Origin of the sequence: Streptomyces celluloflavus (genome assembly GCA_000720995.1) — a bacterium.
Taxonomy (GTDB): domain Bacteria; phylum Actinomycetota; class Actinomycetes; order Streptomycetales; family Streptomycetaceae; genus Streptomyces; species Streptomyces celluloflavus.
Genome location: JOEL01000019.1, coordinates 65,350 through 84,213 on the forward strand (window position 1 = coordinate 65,350; position 18,864 = coordinate 84,213).

General features: G+C 70.8%; 20 protein-coding genes and 1 tRNA gene. 13 read left to right on the forward strand and 8 right to left on the reverse strand.

What is annotated here, in order from left to right:
• Positions 1-15: 15 nt before the first annotated feature.
• A complete protein-coding gene (locus IH09_RS19410; protein WP_052857893.1) occupies positions 16-612 on the reverse strand; it encodes an isochorismatase family protein in 597 nt (198 codons plus the stop codon).
• Between the two features lie 199 nt (positions 613-811).
• Positions 812-2,140, reverse strand: a complete 1,329-nt coding sequence (locus tag IH09_RS19415) for a nicotinate phosphoribosyltransferase (protein ID WP_052857899.1) — start codon at positions 2,138-2,140, stop codon at positions 812-814.
• Positions 2,141-2,487: 347 nt separating this feature from the next.
• Here IH09_RS19415 and clpS point away from each other — a divergent pair, with 347 nt between their 5' ends.
• From clpS to IH09_RS19445, 7 genes are all read left to right on the forward strand, one after another.
• Positions 2,488-2,775 carry an ATP-dependent Clp protease adapter ClpS gene (gene clpS, locus IH09_RS19420; protein WP_052858022.1) on the forward strand — a complete coding sequence of 96 codons (288 nt, stop codon included), beginning with the start codon at positions 2,488-2,490 and terminating at the stop codon, positions 2,773-2,775.
• Entirely contained in the window at positions 2,775-3,365 is a 591-nt protein-coding gene (locus IH09_RS19425) for a DUF2017 domain-containing protein (RefSeq protein WP_052857903.1), read from the forward strand. The genes clpS and IH09_RS19425 overlap by 1 nt, the downstream gene beginning before the upstream one ends.
• Positions 3,366-3,742: 377 nt before the next feature.
• Positions 3,743-5,242: an amino acid permease gene (locus tag IH09_RS19430; RefSeq protein ID WP_052857906.1), complete on the forward strand. Its 1,500-nt coding sequence runs from the start codon at positions 3,743-3,745 to the stop codon at positions 5,240-5,242.
• Between the two features lie 79 nt (positions 5,243-5,321).
• Positions 5,322-5,747, forward strand: a complete 426-nt coding sequence (locus IH09_RS19435) for a Mov34/MPN/PAD-1 family protein (protein ID WP_052857911.1) — start codon at positions 5,322-5,324, stop codon at positions 5,745-5,747.
• A gap of 179 nt (positions 5,748-5,926) precedes the next feature.
• The gene (locus IH09_RS39155) at positions 5,927-6,100 is read left to right on the forward strand and encodes a putative leader peptide (protein ID WP_172451164.1); all 174 of its coding nucleotides are present in this window, start codon (positions 5,927-5,929) and stop codon (positions 6,098-6,100) included.
• A gap of 136 nt (positions 6,101-6,236) precedes the next feature.
• Positions 6,237-6,536: a MoaD/ThiS family protein gene (locus IH09_RS19440; RefSeq protein ID WP_052857916.1), complete on the forward strand. Its 300-nt coding sequence runs from the start codon at positions 6,237-6,239 to the stop codon at positions 6,534-6,536.
• 1 nt (position 6,537) lies between these two features.
• Complete coding sequence (locus IH09_RS19445; protein ID WP_052857919.1) at positions 6,538-7,488, forward strand: PLP-dependent cysteine synthase family protein; 951 nt, start codon at positions 6,538-6,540, stop codon at positions 7,486-7,488.
• Here the strand turns inward: IH09_RS19445 and IH09_RS19450 are convergent.
• Positions 7,428-7,898: a type II toxin-antitoxin system PemK/MazF family toxin gene (locus IH09_RS19450; protein ID WP_318279489.1), complete on the reverse strand. Its 471-nt coding sequence runs from the start codon at positions 7,896-7,898 to the stop codon at positions 7,428-7,430. The genes IH09_RS19445 and IH09_RS19450 overlap by 61 nt on opposite strands.
• A 268-nt stretch (positions 7,899-8,166) precedes the next feature.
• Here IH09_RS19450 and IH09_RS19455 point away from each other — a divergent pair, with 268 nt between their 5' ends.
• Complete coding sequence (locus IH09_RS19455; protein ID WP_052857922.1) at positions 8,167-8,919, forward strand: MBL fold metallo-hydrolase; 753 nt, start codon at positions 8,167-8,169, stop codon at positions 8,917-8,919.
• 114 nt (positions 8,920-9,033) lie between these two features.
• On the opposite strand, the gene IH09_RS19460 is transcribed toward IH09_RS19455, so the two are convergent.
• On the reverse strand, positions 9,034-10,290 hold the full coding sequence (locus IH09_RS19460; protein ID WP_052857925.1) for a PTS transporter subunit EIIC: 1,257 nt from the start codon (positions 10,288-10,290) through the stop codon (positions 9,034-9,036).
• Between the two features lie 264 nt (positions 10,291-10,554).
• Positions 10,555-11,868, reverse strand: coding sequence for a PTS transporter subunit EIIC (locus tag IH09_RS19465; protein ID WP_052857926.1), 1,314 nt, complete (start codon positions 11,866-11,868; stop codon positions 10,555-10,557).
• A 221-nt stretch (positions 11,869-12,089) separates the two neighbouring features.
• On the opposite strand from IH09_RS19465, the gene IH09_RS19470 reads away from it, so the two are divergent.
• From IH09_RS19470 to rdgB, 3 genes are all read left to right on the forward strand, one after another.
• Positions 12,090-12,329, forward strand: a complete 240-nt coding sequence (locus IH09_RS19470) for a PTS glucose/sucrose transporter subunit IIB (protein WP_278192690.1) — start codon at positions 12,090-12,092, stop codon at positions 12,327-12,329.
• Between the two features lie 90 nt (positions 12,330-12,419).
• Positions 12,420-13,151 carry a ribonuclease PH gene (gene rph, locus IH09_RS19475; RefSeq protein WP_052857931.1) on the forward strand — a complete coding sequence of 244 codons (732 nt, stop codon included), beginning with the start codon at positions 12,420-12,422 and terminating at the stop codon, positions 13,149-13,151.
• A 280-nt stretch (positions 13,152-13,431) separates the two neighbouring features.
• Complete coding sequence (gene rdgB, locus IH09_RS19480) at positions 13,432-14,061, forward strand: RdgB/HAM1 family non-canonical purine NTP pyrophosphatase (protein WP_052857934.1); 630 nt, start codon at positions 13,432-13,434, stop codon at positions 14,059-14,061.
• Between the two features lie 59 nt (positions 14,062-14,120).
• On the opposite strand, the gene IH09_RS19485 is transcribed toward rdgB, so the two are convergent.
• Both IH09_RS19485 and IH09_RS19490 read right to left on the reverse strand, forming a co-directional pair.
• Positions 14,121-14,204: transfer RNA gene (locus IH09_RS19485), tRNA-Leu, on the reverse strand.
• A 221-nt stretch (positions 14,205-14,425) separates the two neighbouring features.
• On the reverse strand, positions 14,426-15,964 hold the full coding sequence (locus tag IH09_RS19490) for an MFS transporter (RefSeq protein ID WP_052857937.1): 1,539 nt from the start codon (positions 15,962-15,964) through the stop codon (positions 14,426-14,428).
• A gap of 418 nt (positions 15,965-16,382) precedes the next feature.
• On the opposite strand from IH09_RS19490, the gene IH09_RS19495 reads away from it, so the two are divergent.
• Together IH09_RS19495 and IH09_RS19500 are read left to right on the forward strand one after the other, a co-directional pair.
• Positions 16,383-16,889, forward strand: a complete 507-nt coding sequence (locus tag IH09_RS19495) for a hypothetical protein (RefSeq protein WP_052857940.1) — start codon at positions 16,383-16,385, stop codon at positions 16,887-16,889.
• Positions 16,889-18,178, forward strand: coding sequence for a sensor histidine kinase (locus tag IH09_RS19500; protein WP_052857943.1), 1,290 nt, complete (start codon positions 16,889-16,891; stop codon positions 18,176-18,178). Before IH09_RS19495 ends, IH09_RS19500 begins: the two co-directional genes overlap by 1 nt.
• On the opposite strand, the gene bcp is transcribed toward IH09_RS19500, so the two are convergent.
• A complete protein-coding gene (bcp, locus tag IH09_RS19505; protein WP_052857945.1) occupies positions 18,159-18,626 on the reverse strand; it encodes a thioredoxin-dependent thiol peroxidase in 468 nt (155 codons plus the stop codon). The genes IH09_RS19500 and bcp overlap by 20 nt on opposite strands.
• Positions 18,627-18,864 lie beyond the last annotated feature (238 nt).

An 18,864-nucleotide genomic window follows, 5' to 3' on the forward strand; every position in this document is an offset into this window, starting at 1 on the left:
GCCGGCCCGGCCCCGTCAGCGGCCGGCGACCACCGGTACGCCGGTCAGCTCGGCGCCCGCCGCCCGTAGCTCGGCCAGCGCCCGCTCGGTGGTGTGCGCGGCGACCCCCGCGGTCAGGTCCAGCAGGACGCGGGTGTCCAGACCGGCGTGCAGCGCGTCCAGCGCCGTGGCGCGTACGCAGTGGTCGGTGGCGATACCGACCACGTCGACCTCGGTGACCCCGTGCTCGCGCAGCCAGTCCACGAGCGGGGTGCCGTTCTCGTCCGCCCCCTCGAAGCCGCTGTACGCGGCGGTGTAGGCGCCCTTGTCGAAGACCGCGTCGACCGCGCCGGAGGCGATGGCCGGGGCGAAGTTCGGGTGGAAGCCGCTGCCCTCGGTGCCCACCACGCAATGCACCGGCCAGGAGTTCTCGTAGTCGGGATGGTCGGAGAAGTGGTCGCCCGGATCGATGTGGTAGTCGCGGGTGGCCACCACATGGCGGTAGCCGTCGCCGGCCGCCTGGCCCACCAGATCGGTGATGGCCGCGGCGATATCGGCCCCGCCGGCCACCGCGAGGCTGCCGCCCTCGCAGAAGTCGTTCTGCACATCGACGACGATCAGTGTCCGGTGCATGGTGTGTGCCTTTCGGCCGGGAATCGGGCTGGGGACCGGGGGCGGGGGAGCGGTCGGGAAGCGGAGGGGCGCGGGGGAGGGCCGCGCGGTGGTGTAACCGAAGGTAGTTGCTGTCCGGTTGCCGCGCGAGCGGTGGCCCGCGCCCTTCCCGGCAACGGGCCACCGCACCCGCGGGCGGGTGGGATTCAGAGGGTCCGGATCACCGGTACTCGGTCGGCAGTACGGCCTCGCCGCGGGAGAGCTGGGTCGCCGACAGCGGCAGCCCGGCGCGGGCGGTGATGTGCCGGTCGCGGGCGGCGTCCAGCGGCTCGCGGCCCACCACCTCGCCCGCGCGCACCAGCGGCACCAGCAGCTGCCGGTCGGCCAGCTCGGCCGGCACCGGCCCGGTCCCGACGACCTCGGCCTCCGCGACGCCGTCCGCGTCCAGCCGCCGGGCGGCCCACTTGCGGCCGCCGACCGAGGACTTGGCGCCCATCGACTTCTTCGCGACCGGCCGCAGTGGGGCGCCCGGCTCGTCGCCGTCGGCGCGGGCGACCAGCTTGTAGACCATCGAGCAGGTCGGGTGCCCGCTGCCGGTGACCAGCTGGGTGCCGACGCCGTACGCGTCCACCGGCGCGGCGGCGAGCGAGGCGATGGCGTACTCGTCCAGATCGCTGGTGACCACGATCTTGGTCTGCCGGGCGCCCAGCTCGTCCAGCTGCTGGCGCACCCGGTGGGCGATCAGCAACAGGTCCCCGGAGTCGATCCGGACCGCGCCGAGGCCGGGGCCCGCCACCTCCACCGCGGTACGGACCGCCTCGGCCACGTCGAAGGTGTCCACCAGCAGCGTCGTGCCGCTGCCGAGGGTGTCGACCTGGGCGGTGAAGGCGTCCCGCTCGCTGTCGTGCAGCAGGGTGAAGGCGTGCGCGCTGGTGCCGACGGTGGGGATGTTGTAGCGGAAGCCGGCCGCCAGGTCGGACGTGGTGTGGAAACCGCCGACGTACGCGGAGCGGGCCGCGGCGACCGCCGCCAGCTCGTGGGTGCGGCGGGCACCCATCTCCATCAGCGGCCGGTCGCCGGCCGCCACCGCCATCCGGGAGGCGGCCGCGGCCACCGCGGAGTCGTGGTTGAGGATCGAGAGGATCACCGTCTCCAGCACCACGGCCTCGGCGAACGTGCCCTCGATGCGCATGACCGGCGAACCGGGGAAGTAGACCTCGCCCTCCGGATAGCCCCAGATGTCACCGGTGAAGCGGTAGTCGCCCAGCCATTCGAGCGTCGGCTCGTCCAGGATGCCGCGCTCGCGCAGGAAGCCGAGGATCGTCGCGTCGAAGCGGAAGTTCTCCACGGCGTCCAGCACCCGGCCGGTACCGGCGACCACGCCGTAGCGGCGGCCCTCGGGCAGCCGGCGGGTGAAGACCTCGAAGACCGACCGCCGCTCCGCGGTCCCGGACCGCAACGCGGCCTGGAGCATGGTGAGTTCGTACTGATCGGTGAAGAGCGCGGTCGACGGCACGGCCACCGGCAGCCCCAAGTCTGCAACGTTCACTTCGGCATACCTCGCAATTCGCTCCACGCATGCCGCACCGGGCACCGGATCGGTCCGGGGACATCCCGGGAGGTGCGACAGGAAGTGATGCTACCCCCAATACTCGTCACTCTGACGATTTCCTGTTCGAGCGGCCCCGGGGGCACCCGGAGCGGGGTCCGCGCGCCCGCGCCGACGCGACCGGGCGCGGGCCGTTTGTGCGTCGCCCGCCCCCGGGTGGCAGCATGGGGCGTGTGAGCGCCCACCCGTCACCCATGATCATCCTCCGGCCGCACCGCTGCACCCTCGGCGTCCGTGCGTCCACCGCCGACGCCGTCCGGACGGCGCGCTGCGCGCTCAGCGTCCCGGTGGAGATCGAGCGGCCCCAGTCGAGCGAGGCGCCCTTCGCCGTCCCCGCGCCCGACGTCCCGTGGGTCACGATCGTCCACAACGACCCCGTTAACCTCATGAGCTACGTCTCGTACGTCTTCCAGTCGTACTTCGGCTACTCCAAGGACAAGGCGCACCAGCTCATGCTCGACGTCCATCACAAGGGCCGCGCGGTCGTCTCCAGCGGCAGCCGCGAGGAAATGGAGCGCGACGTGCAGGCCATGCACGGCTACGGCCTGTGGGCGACCCTTCAGCAGGACCGCTGATGGCCGGCCACTTCGAACCGCTGCCCGGCGGCGGTGCCGCCGCCCCCCTCGACGACGTCGAGATCTCCATCCTGCGCAGCCTCGCCGTGCAGCTCCTGGAACTGATCGGCCCGGGGGAGGAGCCCGCCGGGACCGACGACCTGCTCGCCTCGATCTTCAACGACGGCCCCAGTGAACCGCCCGCCGACCCGGTCCTGGCCCGCCTCTTCCCCGACGCCTACGGCGGCCCCGACCTCGTCCCCGACGACGACGTACGCGCCGCCGCCGCCGAGTTCCGCCGCTACACCGAGAACGATCTGCGCTCCCGCAAACGCGATGACGCCCTCGCGCTGGTCCGGGCGCTGGACGCGCTGACGCCCGGCGGCGACGGCGGCGCGGTGCTGCGCCTGACGCCCGACGAGTGCCGGCAGTGGCTCGGTGCCCTCAACGATCTGCGGCTGGCCATCGGCACCCGGCTGGAGGTCACCGACGAGGACGATGGCGGCGAACTGCTGCGGCTGCCCGACACCGACCCGCGCAAGCCGATGGTCATGGCCTATCTCTGGCTCGGCGGCCTGCAGGAAACCCTCGTCGAATCGCTGATGCGGTGAGAATCACGCATCGGCTGATTCAACGCATCTTCGGGACACCGGTACGCTGATAGGCCGGTGTCCCGAAATCGGGGCATATCATCCAGAGCCGTTCGCTCAGCGGAGGCTCAAATCCGGATAACGATCCCATCACCGCACCCGTGTGTCTTGCGGACGAGTGCGGTGATTGTCCCGTTTTTTATGTGGCCTGCCTCACGATTTCCCCAGTCGATCTCGGAGGGGCCGTGATAAAAGTTCACGACCTGCCGCGAGTGACGCCACCCCTGTTGCCGCGGGAGCGCTGAGCCGACCGACCGTCGGCGTGCACGAACTCCATCCGGGGGGATCGGAACCCGATCCGGACAGACCGGGTCGCTATGGAGAAAGGCGCACCATTCATGACCTCAGTGCAGGTCGACAAGGAGCACGACGGCAGCGAGGCCGCTGGCCAGGCCCCCGAAGAGGGCTACCAGCGGGGTCTGGGAAACCGCCAGATCCAGATGATCGCCATTGGCGGCGCCATCGGCACAGGTCTTTTCCTCGGGGCGGGCAAGGCGATCGAGAAGGCCGGGCCGAGCATTATCGTGGCCTACGCCATCGTCGGTCTGGTCATCTTCTTCATCATGCGGGCCCTGGGCGAACTGCTCCTGTACCGGCCCGTTTCCGGCTCGTTCGCGGAGTACGGCCGTGAATTCCTCGGCCCCTTCATAGGCTTTGTGACCGGCTGGACCTACTGGCTGTTCTGGGTCGTCACCGGTATCACCGAAGTAACCGCGGCGGCCACCTATGTGCAGTACTGGAACAACCACATACCCCAATGGGCCGCGGCACTTGTCTTCACCGTCGCGCTCTTCGGAATCAACCTGATCTCCGTCAAGATCTTCGGTGAGCTGGAATTCTGGTTCTCGATGGTCAAGGTCACCGCGATCATCGGCATGATCCTCATCGGCCTCGGCGTGATCACCCTCGGTTTCTCCGACGCCGGTGACACCGCCTCCTTCTCCCTGCTCTGGTCCGACGGCGGATTCTTCCCCCGCGGTATCGGCGGCACGCTGATGACGCTCCAGATCGTGATGTTCGCCTTCCTCGCCGTCGAACTCGTCGGCGTCACCGCGGGCGAGGCGACCAATCCGAAGAAGGTCCTGCCCAAGGCCATCAACACCGTCCCGTGGCGCATCGGCCTCTTCTACATCGGCGCGCTCATCATCATTCTCTCCGTCGTCAGCTGGACCAACTTCCACGAAGGCGTCAGCCCGTTCGTCGCCGCCTTCCAGAAGATCGGACTGCCGGCCGGTGCGGGCATCGTCAACTTCGTCGTGCTGACCGCCGCGCTCTCCTCGGCCAACTCCGGGATGTACTCCACCGGCCGTATGCTGCGCGACCTCGCGCTCAACGGACAGGGCCCGAAGTTCTTCACCCGGCTCAGCAAGAACGGCCTGCCCACCTGGGGCACCGGCGTCTCGGTCGCGATGATGCTGGCCGGCGTCTGGATCAACTACCAGTGGCCCGGCGAGGCGTTCAACTACGTCGTCTCCTTCGCGACCATCTCCGGTATGTGGGCCTGGATCGTCATCCTCCTCTCGCAGCTGCGCTACCGGGCCAAGGCCAACCGCGGTCTGCTGCCGCAGTCCGAGTTCCGCGCCCCCGGCAGCCCCTACACCTCGATCTTCGCGCTGGCCTTCATCGCCATGGTGATCGTGATGATGGGCGTCGACCCCACCGCCCGGATCTCGCTCTACGCCGCTCCGGTGTGGGCGATCATCCTGGCCGTCGGCTACCTGAGCATCAAGCGGCGGAACGAGGCCGCGCTGTCGGCCCCGGCCGGCGCCGCGGGCGCCTCCGCAGGGACCGGCGAGACCCCCGGCAAGACCGGCAAGGACGGCGGCGCGCAGCGCTGATCGAGCCCAGCTGTCCAGCATTCGGGCCCGTACGTACCAGCCCCTGGTATGTACGGGCCCGCTGGCTATTCTGGGCCGCATGCTGACGCTTACCAAGGTTCTGTACGACCAGATCGTCGAGCACGCCCGCCAGGATCACCCCGACGAGGCGTGCGGCGTGGTCGCGGGCCCGGCCGGAGGCGACCGCCCCGAGCGCTTCATCCCGATGCTGAACGCCGCCCGCTCACCCACGTTCTACGAGTTCGACTCCGCCGATCTGCTCAAGCTCTACCGGGAGATGGACGACCGGGACGAGGAGCCGGTGATCGTCTACCACTCGCACACCGCCACCGAGGCGTACCCCTCCCGCACCGACATCTCGTACGCGAACGAACCCGGCGCGCACTACGTCCTGGTCTCCACCGCCGACACCGACGACGCCGGCCCCTTCCAGTTCCGCTCGTTCCGCATCGTGGCGGGCGAGGTCACCGAGGAAGCGGTCGAGGTCGTGGCGGCGTACGCCTGACCTGCCGTGACGGGGGCCGGTCCGACGGGCCGGCCCCCGCGCCGTGGCCTGCGCATTCCCGTACGCCCCCGGCACCGCGCGGCCGGCCGTCCGGACCCCGTCCCACCTGGTGTACATCGGCCGTCCACATCATGGGATGAGCTTCCCGTACCCGAACCGGGAATCGATACGATGACGGCATGGTTGACCACGACGTGAGCGAGAAGAGGCGGGGCACGCTGCCGTACGCCCGGCTCGCCGCGCGTCGATCCGCATCCGCCCTGCTGGGCGCGTTCGGCTGCGGAAGTGCCCGGCTGCACATCGACCTGTGCCGCCTCTCCAGCGCCATCTGTCCGCGCCGCGCCGCCGCCTGACCGCCGCGTCAGCCGGTACCCGTCGGCCGCACACCTCTCCGCAGCAGCCGCACCACCCGACGCACCCGCACCGCTCGGCCGCCGGGCACCCGGCACGTACGGCACCCGCCACCCGCACTCCCACAGGAGCACCCCCATGGCCATCGAGGTCCGAATCCCGACCATCCTGCGCACCTACACCGACGGCCGGAAGGCCGTCGAGGGCAGCGGGGAGACCCTCGCCGAGCTCTTCACCGACCTGGAGAGCCGGCACACCGGCATCCGCGAACGCCTCGTCGACGGCGACCAGCTGCGCCGCTTCGTGAACGTCTACCTCAACGACGAGGACGTGCGCTTCCTGGACGGCATCTCCACCAAGCTCGCCGACGGCGACAGCATCACCATCCTGCCGGCCGTCGCGGGCGGCTCCGGGCGGCGGGCCGGGGGAATGGCCTGAGATGCGGTACGACTCTCCGCTCGCGGCGGTCGGCAACACGCCCCTGGTCCGGCTGCCGCGGCTGTCGCCCTCCGAGGAGGTCCGCATCTGGGCCAAGCTGGAGGACCGCAACCCCACGGGCTCGGTCAAGGACCGCCCCGCGCTGCACATGATCGAGCAGGCGGAGAAGGACGGCCGGCTCACCCCCGGCTGCACCATCCTCGAACCGACCAGCGGCAACACCGGCATCTCGCTCGCCATGGCGGCCCGGCTCAAGGGCTACCGCATCGTGTGCGTGATGCCCGAGAACACCTCGTCGGAGCGGCGGGAACTGCTCACCATGTGGGGCGCGGAGATCATCTCCTCGCCCGCGGCCGGCGGCTCCAACACCGCCGTCCGGGTCGCCAAGGAGCTCGCCGCCGAGCACCCCGACTGGGTCATGCTCTACCAGTACGGCAACCCCGACAACGCGGGCGCGCACTACGCCACCACCGGCCCCGAGATCCTCTCCGACCTGCCCTCCATCACCCACTTCGTGGCCGGTCTCGGCACCACGGGCACCCTCATGGGCGTCGGCCGCTACCTGCGCGAACAGGTCCCCGGCGTCCAGATCGTCGCCGCCGAACCCCGCTACGACGACGTCGTCTACGGCCTGCGCAACCTCGACGAGGGCTTCATTCCCGAGCTGTACGACGAGTCCGTGCTCACCACCCGCTTCTCGGTCGGCTCCGAGGACGCGGTCCGCCGCACCCGCGAACTCCTCGCCGAGGAAGGCATCTTCGCGGGCATCTCCACCGGCGCCGCCCTGCACGCGGCGATCGGCGTGGGCAGGAAGGCGGTACGCGCCGGGCAGCGCGCCGACATCGTCTTCGTCGTCGCCGACGGCGGCTGGAAGTACCTCTCCACCGGCGTCTACACCGCCGAATCCACCGAGGCCGCCATCGCCACCCTGCGCGGCCAGCTCTGGGCCTGACGGGCGGCCCCGGCACGGCGGCGGAAGCCGGACACCGCGATCCGCCGCAGCTCGTCCGGCGCCAGAAAACCCGGCTCGCCCCGGTCGTCGCCCAGCGACCCCGCGGGCAGCGGGATCAGCCCCGGCCGTGCGTCGCCGGACCGGTCGGTGATCCCGGCGACGAGGACGCACTCGCCGCGCACCGACAGCACCAGACAGCGCTCCTCCCGGGATGCGCCGCGCCCCGCCGGGTCCTCGTACGGCAGCCGCGCCCACCAGATCTCGCCCGGCCGCGGCCCGGTCCGGCCGTCCGCGGCCCCGGGGTCCGCCCCGCCGCGGACCCGGCGGCTCCGGCCGCGGCCGTCGACCACCGTCGCGACCAGCGCCAACGCGACGACGGCCACCACACCCAGCCACACCGAGGTGTCCACACCCGGCTCCCTCCACGATCCCGCTCCCGCGACGGTACCGGCCGGCCGCGGGTGCGGCACAGCGGGACGGCGGCCGGTACCGGCCCACCCGGACTGGTGATTCCGCCCACAGCTCGCCCCGCCGGAGGAGCCACCGGCCCTTCGGCGCCTTACGCTCGGGGGCACCGCAAAGGCCACCAAGGACCCGGCGCAGGCCCGGCAAGGACCGCCGAGAAATCCCGCATGGACCTGCCGACCGCCGCCCCCGCCCACGGAGGTTCACGCCCGCATGAAGCTCACCGTCGTCGGATGCTCGGGGTCGTTCCCTTCCATGGAATCGGCCTGTTCGAGCTACCTCCTGGAGGCCGACGGCTTCAGGCTGCTGCTCGACATGGGCAACGGCGCCCTGGGCGAGCTCCAGCGCCACTGCGGTCTCTACGACCTGGACGCCGTCCTCCTCTCCCATCTGCACGCCGACCACTGCATCGACCTGTGCGGCTATTTCGTCGTCCGCTACTACCGTCCGGACGGCGGCCGCTGCGAGCCGATGCCGGTCTACGGGCCGGCCGGCACCGAAGCGCGGCTCAGCTCCGCGCACGCGGACCTGCCGTACGACGGCGCGATGAGCGAGGTCTTCGACTTCCGCACGCTGACCCCCGGCACCCTGACCATCGGGCCGTTCACGGTCCGTACGGAGCGGGTCAGCCACCCGGTGACGGCGTTCGGCTTCCGCATCGAGCACGGCGGCAGCTCGCTGACGTACTCCGGGGACACCGGCACCTGCGACGCGCTGGACCGCCTCGCCCGGGGCACCGACTTCTTCCTGTGCGAGGCGTCCTTCACCCAGGGCAAGGAGGACATCCCGGATCTGCACCTCAACGGCCGGGAGGCCGGCGAGCACGCCCGGCGGGCCGGTGTGGGCCGCCTGGTCCTGACCCATATCCCGCCGTGGACCGATCCGGACATCAGCCTCCGGGACGCGCAGAAGGTCTACGACGGGCCGGTCGAGGTCGCCAAGGCGGGCGCGACGTACGAGATCTGAGCGGGCGCGGCGCGGGCGGCGGCGCGCGGAGAGTACACGGCACAACGACATGACGAAGGGGCCCGGAACCGAGCTGGTTCCGGGCCCCTTCGCGGGTGTACGGGGAGTTCGCGCCTACACCTTGGTGAGGTCCTCGACCTCTTCCGCGGGCTCGCGGCCCGGGGTGGCGAGGTTGAACTTGGTGATCGCGAAGCGGAAGACCACGTAGTAGATGGCCGCGAAGACCAGACCGATCGGGATGATCATCCATGGCTTGGTGGCCAGCGACCAGTTGATGCCGTAGTCGATGAGGCCCGCCGAGAAGGTGAAGCCGTCGTGCACGCCCAGGGCCCAGGTGACCGCCATCGAGATGGCGGTGAGCACCGCGTGGACCGCGTACAGGACCGGGGCGATGAACATGAACGAGAACTCGATCGGCTCGGTGATACCGCAGACGAAGGAGGTCAGCGCGAGCGAGACCATCATGCCCGTGACGGCCTTGCGGCGCTCGGGGCGGGCGCAGTGCGCGATGGCGAGCGCGGCGGCCGGCAGACCGAACATCATGATCGGGAAGAAGCCCGACATGAACTGTCCGGCGGACGGGTCACCGGCGAAGAAGCGGCCGATGTCACCGTGCACGACCTTGCCCGCCGCGTCGGTGAAGTCACCGAGCTGGAACCACGAGACGGTGTTGACGAACTGGTGCATGCCGATCGGGATCAGCGCGCGGTTGATCAGGCCGAAGAGGCCGGCACCGCCGGCGCCCAGACCGGTCATCCACTCGCCGAAGTGGGTGATGCCGTTGCCGATGGGCTCCCAGATCAGCACGAAGAGCACGCCGACCGCGGTGCCCACGAAGGCCATGATGATCGGGACGAGCCGGCGGCCGTTGAAGAAGCCGAGCCAGTCCACCAGCTTCTTGCGGTGGTAGCGCTGCCACAGGACCGCGGCGAGCAGGCCCATGATGATGCCGCCGAGGACGCCGGGGTTGTTGACGACCGGGTCGACCCACTTGCCGCTGTCGATGTGGCCTTCGGTGACCGGGAACGCCTTGAGGACGTTGCTGTAGACCAGGAAGCCGACCAGGGCGGCGAGCGCCGTGGAGCCGTCGGCCTTCTTCGCGAAGCCGATGGCCACGCCTATGCAGAACAGCAGCGGCAGGTTGTCGAAGACCGCGCCACCGGCCGCGGCGAAGACCTTGCTGACGTCGATCCAGCCCAGACCGTCCTTGCCGAACACATCCGGCTGGCCCAGCCGGTTGAGGATGCCCGCGGCGGGCAGCACGGCGATCGGCAGCTGGAGGCTGCGGCCGATCTTCTGTAGGCCCTGGAAAAGGCCGGAGCCCCGCTTCTTTGCGGGGGCCGCCTTGGCGGCGGCAGTGGCCGAACTCATCGGATTCCTCCTGGTGAGGCGGGCACTCGGAAGGGGGACGGCCCGCTTATTGGTCTACACCACTCAGTGGTTTAGACCATTCTTAGCACGTAGCCCCGACATAAAGGAATTCATTCTCGACAGTGGCCTGAACCACATTGCGCGCCACATGACGACCGGCCCGCGGATCCCGGGACCTGCGGGCCGGCCGCGGGGGACACAAGTCCCGCCGGGGCGCCGCCGGGCTCCGCGCCGGACCGGCGCGCTCGTTCGCCCGGCGTTCTCCTACTTGACGTTCTCCCGCTCCAGTTCCTCCGCCAGTTCCGTCGGCTCACGGCCCGGTGTCGGCAGATTGAACTTTGTAATCACGATGCGGAAAAGAACGTAATAGACGACCGCGAAACAGAGCCCGATCGGGATGAGCAGCCACGGTTTCGTCGCCAGCCCCCAGTTGATGACGTAGTCGATCAGCCCGGCCGAGAAACTGAAACCGTCATGCACCCCCAGCGCCCAGCTCACCGCCATCGACACACCCGTCAGCAGCGCGTGGATCACATACAGCGCCGGGGCGATGAAGAGGAACGAGTACTCGATCGGCTCGGTGATCCCGGTCACGAACGACGTCAGACCCACCGACAGCATCATCCCCGTCACCTCCTTACGGCGGTGCGGGCGGGCGCAGTGCGCGATGGCCAGCGCCGCGGCCGGCAGCGCGAACATCATGATCGGGAAGAACCCGGTGGTGAACTGGCCGGCCGTCGGATCGCCCGCCAGGAAGCGGTTGATATCGCCGTGCACCACCGTGCCGTCCGGTTTGACGAAGTCGCCGAACTGGAACCACATGAACGTATTGAGGAACTGGTGCAGCCCGATCACCAGCAGCCCGCGGTTGGCCACCCCGAAAAGGCCGGAACCCGCCGCCCCCAGATCCGACAGCCACTTGCTGAAGCTCGTCAGCCCGGCACCGACCGGCGGCCAGACCCACAGGCAGAGCGCGGCGAACGCCAGACCGACGAAGGCCATGATGATCGGGACCAGCCGGCGGCCGTTGAAGAATCCCAGCCAGTCCACCAGCCGCACCCGGTGGAAGCGCTGCCAGCACCACGCGGCGAAGAAGCCCATCACGATGCCGCCGAAGACCCCCGGATTCTGGAACGTCGCCGGCGCCGCGGTTCCGCCCCCGGACACGCACACCCCGCTCCACAGCCCCGCCTGCGCGTACACCGACCCCGCCGGACAGGCCACGGGGAACTGGTGCAGGACCGCGTAATACACCAGGAAGCCGACCAGCGCGGCCAGCGCCGTCGAACCGTCCGACTTCTTCGCCATCCCGATCGCGACACCGATACAGAACAGCAGCGGCAGCCCCAGCCCCGAATCCAGCAGCGCACCGCCGGCGCCCGCGAACAGCTTGGCCACATCGGTCCAGCCCAGCCCCTCCGCGCCGAACACATCCGGCTGGCCCAGCCGGTTGAGGATGCCCGCCGCGGGCAGTACGGCGATGGGCAGCTGGAGACTGCGCCCCATCTTCTGCAGACCCTGGAAGAGCACCGACGTCCACTTCTTCCGCGGTGCCGCCGCCGCTGCCTGTGTACTCATCCGGTTCCTCCCCGCTGTCGGCCCGTCCACAACCGATCCGGCGCTTGCCGCATACTGATGGTGTAGACCACTTGCAGTGCGGTTGCCGGCCTCCCGGTACGCACTCCGGGTGACCGCCATCATTCGCCAGGTAGCGGATATACGCCCACATAATTGGGCTAAACGTGCGTTACGGTGTGGAAACCGCTCGGCGGAACCGCCGGCGGCCGAGACAAGCAGGAGTGGACATGGCCAGCAAGGCTGAGAAGATCGTCGCCGGGCTCGGCGGACTCGACAACATCGAAGAGGTCGAGGGCTGCATCACCCGCCTGCGCACCGAGGTCGTCGACGCCTCCCTGGTCGATGACGCCGCGCTCAAGGCCGCCGGCGCCCACGGCGTCGTCAAGATGGGCAACGCCATCCAGGTTGTCATCGGCACCGACGCCGACCCCATCGCCGCCGAGATCGAAGACATGATGTGAGCTGACCTCCCGTCACTCCCGCGAGGGCCCCGTTCCGGACGCACACCCGCCCGGAACGGGGCCCTCGCCGTTCCCGATAGGCTCTGCGCCATGTCTCGCATCGACGGCCGCACCCCCGAACAGCTCCGCCCCGTAACCCTCGAACGCGGCTGGAGCAAGCACGCCGAAGGCTCCGTACTCGTCTCCTTCGGCGACACCAGAGTCTTCTGCACCGCCTCCGTCACCGAAGGCGTCCCCCGCTGGCGCAAGGGCAGCGGCGAAGGCTGGGTCACCGCCGAATACTCGATGCTGCCCCGCTCCACCAACACCCGCGGCGACCGCGAATCCGTCCGCGGCAAGATCGGCGGCCGCACCCACGAGATCAGCCGCCTCATCGGCCGCTCGCTCCGCGCCGTCATCGACTTCAAGGCCCTCGGCGAGAACACCATCGTCCTCGACTGCGACGTCCTCCAGGCCGACGGCGGCACCCGCACCGCCGCCATCACCGGCTCCTACGTCGCCCTCGCCGACGCCATCACCTGGGCCCAGGGCAAGAAGCTCATCCGCCACGGCCGCAAACCGCTCACCGGCACCGTCGCCGCCGTCAGCGTCGGCATCGTCGACGGCACCCCCCTCCTCGACCTCTGCTACGAGGAGGACGTCCGCGCCGACACCGATATGAACGTCGTCTGCACCGGCGACGGCCGCTTCGTCGAGGTCCAGGGCACCGCCGAGGCCGAGCCCTTCGCCCGCGACGAACTCAACGCCCTCCTCGACCTCGCCGTCACCGGCTGCGCCGACCTCGGCACCGCCCAGCGCGAGGCCCTGGCGCGCACTCTCTGACACTCCCGACGGGACCCGCGGCGCCGCCCAGCTGGCGGCGGCGTGGGTGCCGTCGGCGCCGTGCGGTGGTGAGCCCGGCGCGTCCCGGCGATGCCGCCGACCCGGACCGGTCCCGTCCGGAACAACGGGACGGAGCCGGGCCGCCGGGGCCGTCCCCGGCCGGTCCGGGCCACCCGGCGGACAGGTCCGAACCCCGCCCCTGGCCCCGGCGCGAGCTCCCGCCCCTCACGGACGCGACCGGTGAGATCGGCACGATCTGCACACCGGGATAATCGCCCCCATGCAGCAGCAAACGGGCGGGCACGCGCCCCGCCGCCTGATCCTCGCCACCCGCAACGCCGGCAAAATCACCGAACTCCGGGCCATCCTGGAGGCCGCCGGCCTCGATGTGGAACTCGTCGGAGCCGACGCCTACCCCGACATCCCGGACGTGAAGGAAACCGGTGTCACCTTCGCCGAGAACGCCCTCCTGAAGGCCCACGCCCTCGCCGAGGCCACCGGCCACCCGGCCGTCGCCGACGACTCCGGCCTCTGCGTCGACGTCCTCGGCGGCGCCCCCGGCATCTTCTCCGCCCGCTGGGCCGGACGGCACGGCGACGACCGCGCCAACCTCGACCTGCTCCTCGCCCAGCTCTCCGACATCGACGAGGAGCACCGCGGCGCCCACTTCTTCTGCGCCGCGGCGCTCGCCCTCCCCGACGGCACCCAGCGCGTCGTCGAGGGCAAACTGACCGGCACCCTCCGCCACGCCCCCAGCGGCACCGGCGGCTTCGGCTACGACCCGGTCCTCCAGCCCCTGGGCGAGACCCGCACCTGCGCCGAACTCACCCCGGCGGAGAAGAACGCGATCAGCCACCGCGGCCAGGCGTTCCGGGCGCTGGCGCCGGTGGTCCGCGAACTGCTGGGCTGAGCGGACGACGAAGGCCCGGTCCACGGCGGTGCTGTGGACCGGGCCTCGCTGTTCATACGTGCGGCCGGAGGGACTCGAACCCTCAAGGGATTTCTCCCACAGCATCCTAAGTGCTGCGCGTAGGCCAATTCCGCCACGGCCGCCAGCCGCCAGCCATGGTAGCGGGCCGAGGGGAACCGGGGCACGGGGTGCCCGGCCGATCGGACATCCGGTGCGGTGTCCGGCGGTCGCCGCACCAGGTATCGGTGCGCGCGGGGTGTGCGTCCCGGGCGGACAGTCCACCGTCTCCGCTGGAAATCGGTGACGTCGAGGGGGAGTTGAGCGACCTCGCGTGGGGTGCCGCGGTGGCGCGTCGAGGGGATGCTCAGGCTCGCCGCTCCGTGGAGCGGGCGTTGACCAGCGCGAGGGCTTCCGCCTCGGTGGCCACGGAGGGCGGGGAGCCGGGGAGGGGCCGGCCGGCGGTCTCCTTCATGCGGGTCACGGCCGCGATGCCGACGAGGGCGGCGGCCATCGTGTAGTAGGCGGGGACCATGACGTCGTTGTCGAAGGCGTGCAGGAGGGCGGTGATGACCAGGGGGGTGGTGCCGCCGAAGAGCGAGACCGCCAGGTTGTAGCCGATGGCGAGGCAGCCGTAGCGGACGCTGGTGGGGAAGAGGGCGGGGAGGGCCGCGGACATCGTGCCCAGGAGGCAGACCAGGCAGAGGCCGAGCAGGGCCATACCGCCGATGACGGCGGGCACGCTGCCCTGCTTGACGAGGAGGAAGGCGGGGACGGAGGTGAGGAGGAAGCCGAGCATGCCGGTCATCAGCAGGGGCTTGCGGCCGAGGCGGTCGTTGAGCCGGCCGACGCTGCTGAGCAGGCACATCAGGGCGATCATCGTGCCGAGCAGGATCAGCAGACCGTGCGACTCCCGGTACCGGAGGGTGTCGGTCAGATAGGTCGGCATGTAGGAGAGCAGCATGTAGTCGGTGATGTTGTACGCGCCGACCAGGGCGACGCACAGGATCAGTGTCGGCCACTGCTGGGTGAAGATCTCGCCGAGTTTCTTCTTCGGGGCGTTCGCCGAGAGGTGCGCGAACTCGGCCTCGGCGTCGGCGGCGGAGCCGGTGGCGCGGCGGGTCCGGGACTCCGCCAGCCGCAGGAAGGCGGGGGTTTCGTCGAGTCTGAGCCGCAGGTAGAGACCGATCAGGCCGAGCGGGCCCGCGACCAGGAAGGGGAGGCGCCAGCCCCAGCGCAGCATGGCGTCGGGGCCCAGGGCGGTGTCGAGGACGAGGACGATACCGGCCGCGCCGGTGTAGCCGATGAGGGTGCCCATCTCCAGGAAGCTGCCGAAGTAGCCGCGCCTTTTGTCGGGGGCGTATTCGGCGATGAAGGTGGAGGCGCCGCCGTACTCGCCGCCGGTGGAGAAGCCCTGGACGAGGCGGCAGAGGACCAGCAGGACGGGTGCCCAGAAGCCGATGGTGGCGCGGGCCGGGATCAGGCCGATGCACAGGGTGCCGAGCGCCATCATGATCATGGTGAGGGCGAGGACCTTCTTACGGCCGATGCGGTCGCCGAGCGGACCGAAGTAGGCGCCGCCGACGGGGCGGACGAGGAAGGCCACGGCGAAGGTCGCGAACGACGACAGGAGGCTGGTGGTGGCGTTGCCGCCAGGGAAGAAGACCTTGCCGAGGGTGATGGCGAGGTAGCTGTAGATGCCGAAGTCGAACCATTCCATGGCGTTGCCGAGCGCGGCGGCCTGCACCGCCCGCCTGACGACTCTCTCGTCGGTGACGGTGATGTCGGTGCGCCTCAGGCGGGGGTTTCTGCGGCGGTCGGCGGCGCGGCGGAGCGTCCGGTGGCGGGTGCGCGCCGCCGGGTCCCGGTGACCGGCGGGTGCTGCTCCGGTGCTGCCGGTCGGCACGAGGCGGTCCTCACGTTCGGTCGGCGCCCGGGGCGCGGTGCGGATACGGCGGATACGGCGGATATCAACTGGGGTCGCCCGCGCAGCGGAGTGCGGATCAGACCACTCTGGCCGGATAAGGGGATATACGTCGCGCGCGCGTGGGCCGTATGGGGGAGGAGCGCGGGGAGCGCCGGCGGCGGGCCGTGGCTGTTACAGGACTGGTACACAGCCGAGTGGTCATCGCAGTGTTCGGGCAATCAGCCTGTGTGGCGGGGAAGGGAGAGTTGCGGGTGTCGGAACCGCGTTCCGTCGAGGTGGGTGAAGCGTTCTCCGCGGGTGGCGCGTTCTCGGTTCGCCGGGCTTCTTTCGAGGGGTGCGGCGGCGGGGGCGTCCGCCGGTGTGGGGTACGGGGTGTGGGCCCCGGGAGGAGAGGGTGATGACCGACCGCGATGGGTCGCGCTGGGTTCGTGGGCGTACTGCGCTGGCGGCCTTCGCCGTGGTCACCGCGCTGGCGGCCGGCGGGGTGTGGTTCAGCCAGGCGACGGACCGGGCGTCGGCGGTGGACGCGGCGCCGAAGACGTCGGCGGCGCAGGACGTGAAGTCGGCGGGCCGGTCGTCGGCGGGACTGCCGGGTGTGCGGGCGTGCGGGATCGGCGAACCGGAGATCAAACCGCGGGTGATCACTTTGACGTGTGCGGACGCGGGGATGGTGGCGACGGCGATCACCTGGGAGCGGTACGGCGCGCAGGAGGCGGAGGGCAAGGGCGTGGTGCAGGTCGAGCGGACCGCCGCGGGGGTGGCGACGGACTCCTCGTTCCCGGCGACGTTCCGGCTCTTCGGCGCGAAGACGGTCGACGGTGCGCGGGCGTTCACGGGGCTTGAGGTGACGTACGAACGTTCGACACCGCTGGGCGATACGACGGAGATGTACAACCTCGCGTGATGGGCATCCGAGGCCGGATCGCGCTGGCCATTTCGTGTATGACGGCGCTGGCCGTGGTGGTACTGGGCTTCGCCGTGCACCACATCGCGGACGCGGAGCGGCAGCGGTCGGCGCGGGCGTATCAGGACGACCGGCTGAGCGCGGCGCTCCAGATCTATGAGCGGGACGGGACGCTGGCGCTGGGCGCGCAGCTGGACGACGCGACGCTGCCGCTGCCGCTGCGGGAGGCCGTGTTCAAGGGCCGGTCGGGGACGTACATCAGCGGGGGCGACGATCCGCGGGTGTGGGCGGCGACGGGTGTCGGGGCCGGTGGGGGCGGGCCCGATCCGGGGCGTTCGCTGTCGGTGTCGGCGGCGTTCCCGGACGATGACGCGGCGCGGGTGGCGCTGGACCGGGCGCTGCTGATCGCGGGGGTGGGGACGGTCGCGCTGATGGCGGTGGTCTCGTGGTTCGTCTCGCAGCGGTTGTCGCGGCGGCTGCGGCTGAGCGCGGCGGCGGCGCGGCGGATCGCGGCGGGTGAGCCGCCGGACGCCGACGCGCTGGCCAGTCACGGCCGGGACGAGGTGGCCGAGTTGGGGCGCAGTGTGCATCACATGGCGACGTCGTTGGCGGCGCGGGTGGAGGCGGAGCGGGAGTTCACCGCGGATGTGGCGCACGAGCTGCGGACGCCGGTGGCCGGGCTGGTGGCGGCGGCGGAGCTGCTGCCGCAGCAGCGTGCGGTGGAGATGGTGCAGGACCGGGCGCAGGCGATGCGGCGGCTGGTGGAGGACCTGCTGGAGGTCTCGCGGCTGGACGCGGGGGTGGAGCGGGCCGATGTGGACGCCTGTGAGCTGCCGTCGCTGGTGCGCGGGATCGTGACGCGGGCGGCGCGGCAGCGCGGGGTGTCGGAGGTCTCGGTGTCCGTGGAGGGCGAACCGCAGATCGTGGAGACGGACCGGCGCCGGGTGGAGCGGGTGCTGGTGAACCTGCTGGCGAACGCGGCGAAGCACGGGCGGCCGCCGATCGAGGTGGTGGTGCGGGGCACCCGGATCGTGGTGCGGGACCACGGGCCGGGGTATCCGGCGGAGCTGTGCGCGGAGGGGCCGCGGCGGTTCCGTACGGCGGCGCCGGAGCGGGGCACCGGGCACGGCCTGGGGCTGACGATCGCGGCGGGCCAGGCGGAGGTACTGGGGGCCCGGCTGGACTTCGGCGCCGCCGCGGACGGCGGCGCCGAGGCCGTGCTGGAGCTGCCGTCCGCGTCGGCGGTGGCGGCCGGGGAGCCGGGGGCGGTTACAGCCCCAGGTCCTTGATGATCTTGGCGACGTGGCCGGTGGCCTTGACGTTGTAGAGGGCGCGTTCGACCTTGCCGTCCTCGTCGAGGATGACGGTCGAGCGGATCACGCCGGTCACCGTCTTGCCGTAGAGCTTCTTCTCGCCGAAGGCGCCGTACGCCTCCAGGACCTGCTTGTCGGGGTCGCCGAGCAGGGTCACCTTGAGGTCCTCCTGCTCGCGGAACTTCGCGAGCTTCTCCGGCTTGTCGGGGGAGATGCCGATGACGTCGTAGCCGTGGCCGGCGAGGAAGTCGAGGTTGTCGGTGAAGTCGCACGCCTGCTTGGTGCAGCCGGGGGTGAGGGCGGCGGGGTAGAAGTAGACGATGACCTTGCGGCCCTTGTGGTCGGCGAGCGAGACCTGTCGGCCGTCCGCGTCGGGGAGGGTGAAGGCGGGGGCGGTGTCGCCGGGCTGAAGTCGCTCGCTCATGGCTCTCCTTTGGGCTGGGTCCGTACATCCCCGAGGGTACGCAGCCGGGCGGTGGGGCGGTGCGCCGCGGTACGGCCGCCGGCGCCGCGCCTGCTCGGAAGGGGGGTGCTGTGGGGCGCACCCGGCCGTGAGCTGACAGACTGTCCACACGAATCGGCCCGGACCCGGTGGCCGGTTCCGTACGGGGTCTCGTGCCTGGTCCCCGTACGCATCGGCCGGAGACGACGGAGGCAGCGCG

Excerpts from the sequence above, each read along its gene's own strand:
- IH09_RS19410 (WP_052857893.1), bottom strand. The coding sequence starts at position 612 with ATGCACCGGACACTGATCGTCGTCGATGTGCAGAACGACTTCTGCGAG.
- IH09_RS19425 (WP_052857903.1), top strand. The coding sequence starts at position 2,775 with ATGGCCGGCCACTTCGAACCGCTGCCCGGCGGCGGTGCCGCCGCCCCC.
- IH09_RS19430 (WP_052857906.1), top strand. The coding sequence starts at position 3,743 with ATGACCTCAGTGCAGGTCGACAAGGAGCACGACGGCAGCGAGGCCGCT.
- IH09_RS19435 (WP_052857911.1), top strand. The coding sequence starts at position 5,322 with ATGCTGACGCTTACCAAGGTTCTGTACGACCAGATCGTCGAGCACGCC.
- IH09_RS39155 (WP_172451164.1), top strand. The coding sequence starts at position 5,927 with ATGGTTGACCACGACGTGAGCGAGAAGAGGCGGGGCACGCTGCCGTAC.
- IH09_RS19440 (WP_052857916.1), top strand. The coding sequence starts at position 6,237 with ATGGCCATCGAGGTCCGAATCCCGACCATCCTGCGCACCTACACCGAC.
- IH09_RS19445 (WP_052857919.1), top strand. The coding sequence starts at position 6,538 with ATGCGGTACGACTCTCCGCTCGCGGCGGTCGGCAACACGCCCCTGGTC.
- IH09_RS19455 (WP_052857922.1), top strand. The coding sequence starts at position 8,167 with ATGAAGCTCACCGTCGTCGGATGCTCGGGGTCGTTCCCTTCCATGGAA.
- IH09_RS19460 (WP_052857925.1), bottom strand. The coding sequence starts at position 10,290 with ATGAGTTCGGCCACTGCCGCCGCCAAGGCGGCCCCCGCAAAGAAGCGG.
- IH09_RS19465 (WP_052857926.1), bottom strand. The coding sequence starts at position 11,868 with ATGAGTACACAGGCAGCGGCGGCGGCACCGCGGAAGAAGTGGACGTCG.
- rph (WP_052857931.1), top strand. The coding sequence starts at position 12,420 with ATGTCTCGCATCGACGGCCGCACCCCCGAACAGCTCCGCCCCGTAACC.
- rdgB (WP_052857934.1), top strand. The coding sequence starts at position 13,432 with ATGCAGCAGCAAACGGGCGGGCACGCGCCCCGCCGCCTGATCCTCGCC.
- IH09_RS19495 (WP_052857940.1), top strand. The coding sequence starts at position 16,383 with ATGACCGACCGCGATGGGTCGCGCTGGGTTCGTGGGCGTACTGCGCTG.
- IH09_RS19500 (WP_052857943.1), top strand. The coding sequence starts at position 16,889 with ATGGGCATCCGAGGCCGGATCGCGCTGGCCATTTCGTGTATGACGGCG.
- bcp (WP_052857945.1), bottom strand. The coding sequence starts at position 18,626 with ATGAGCGAGCGACTTCAGCCCGGCGACACCGCCCCCGCCTTCACCCTC.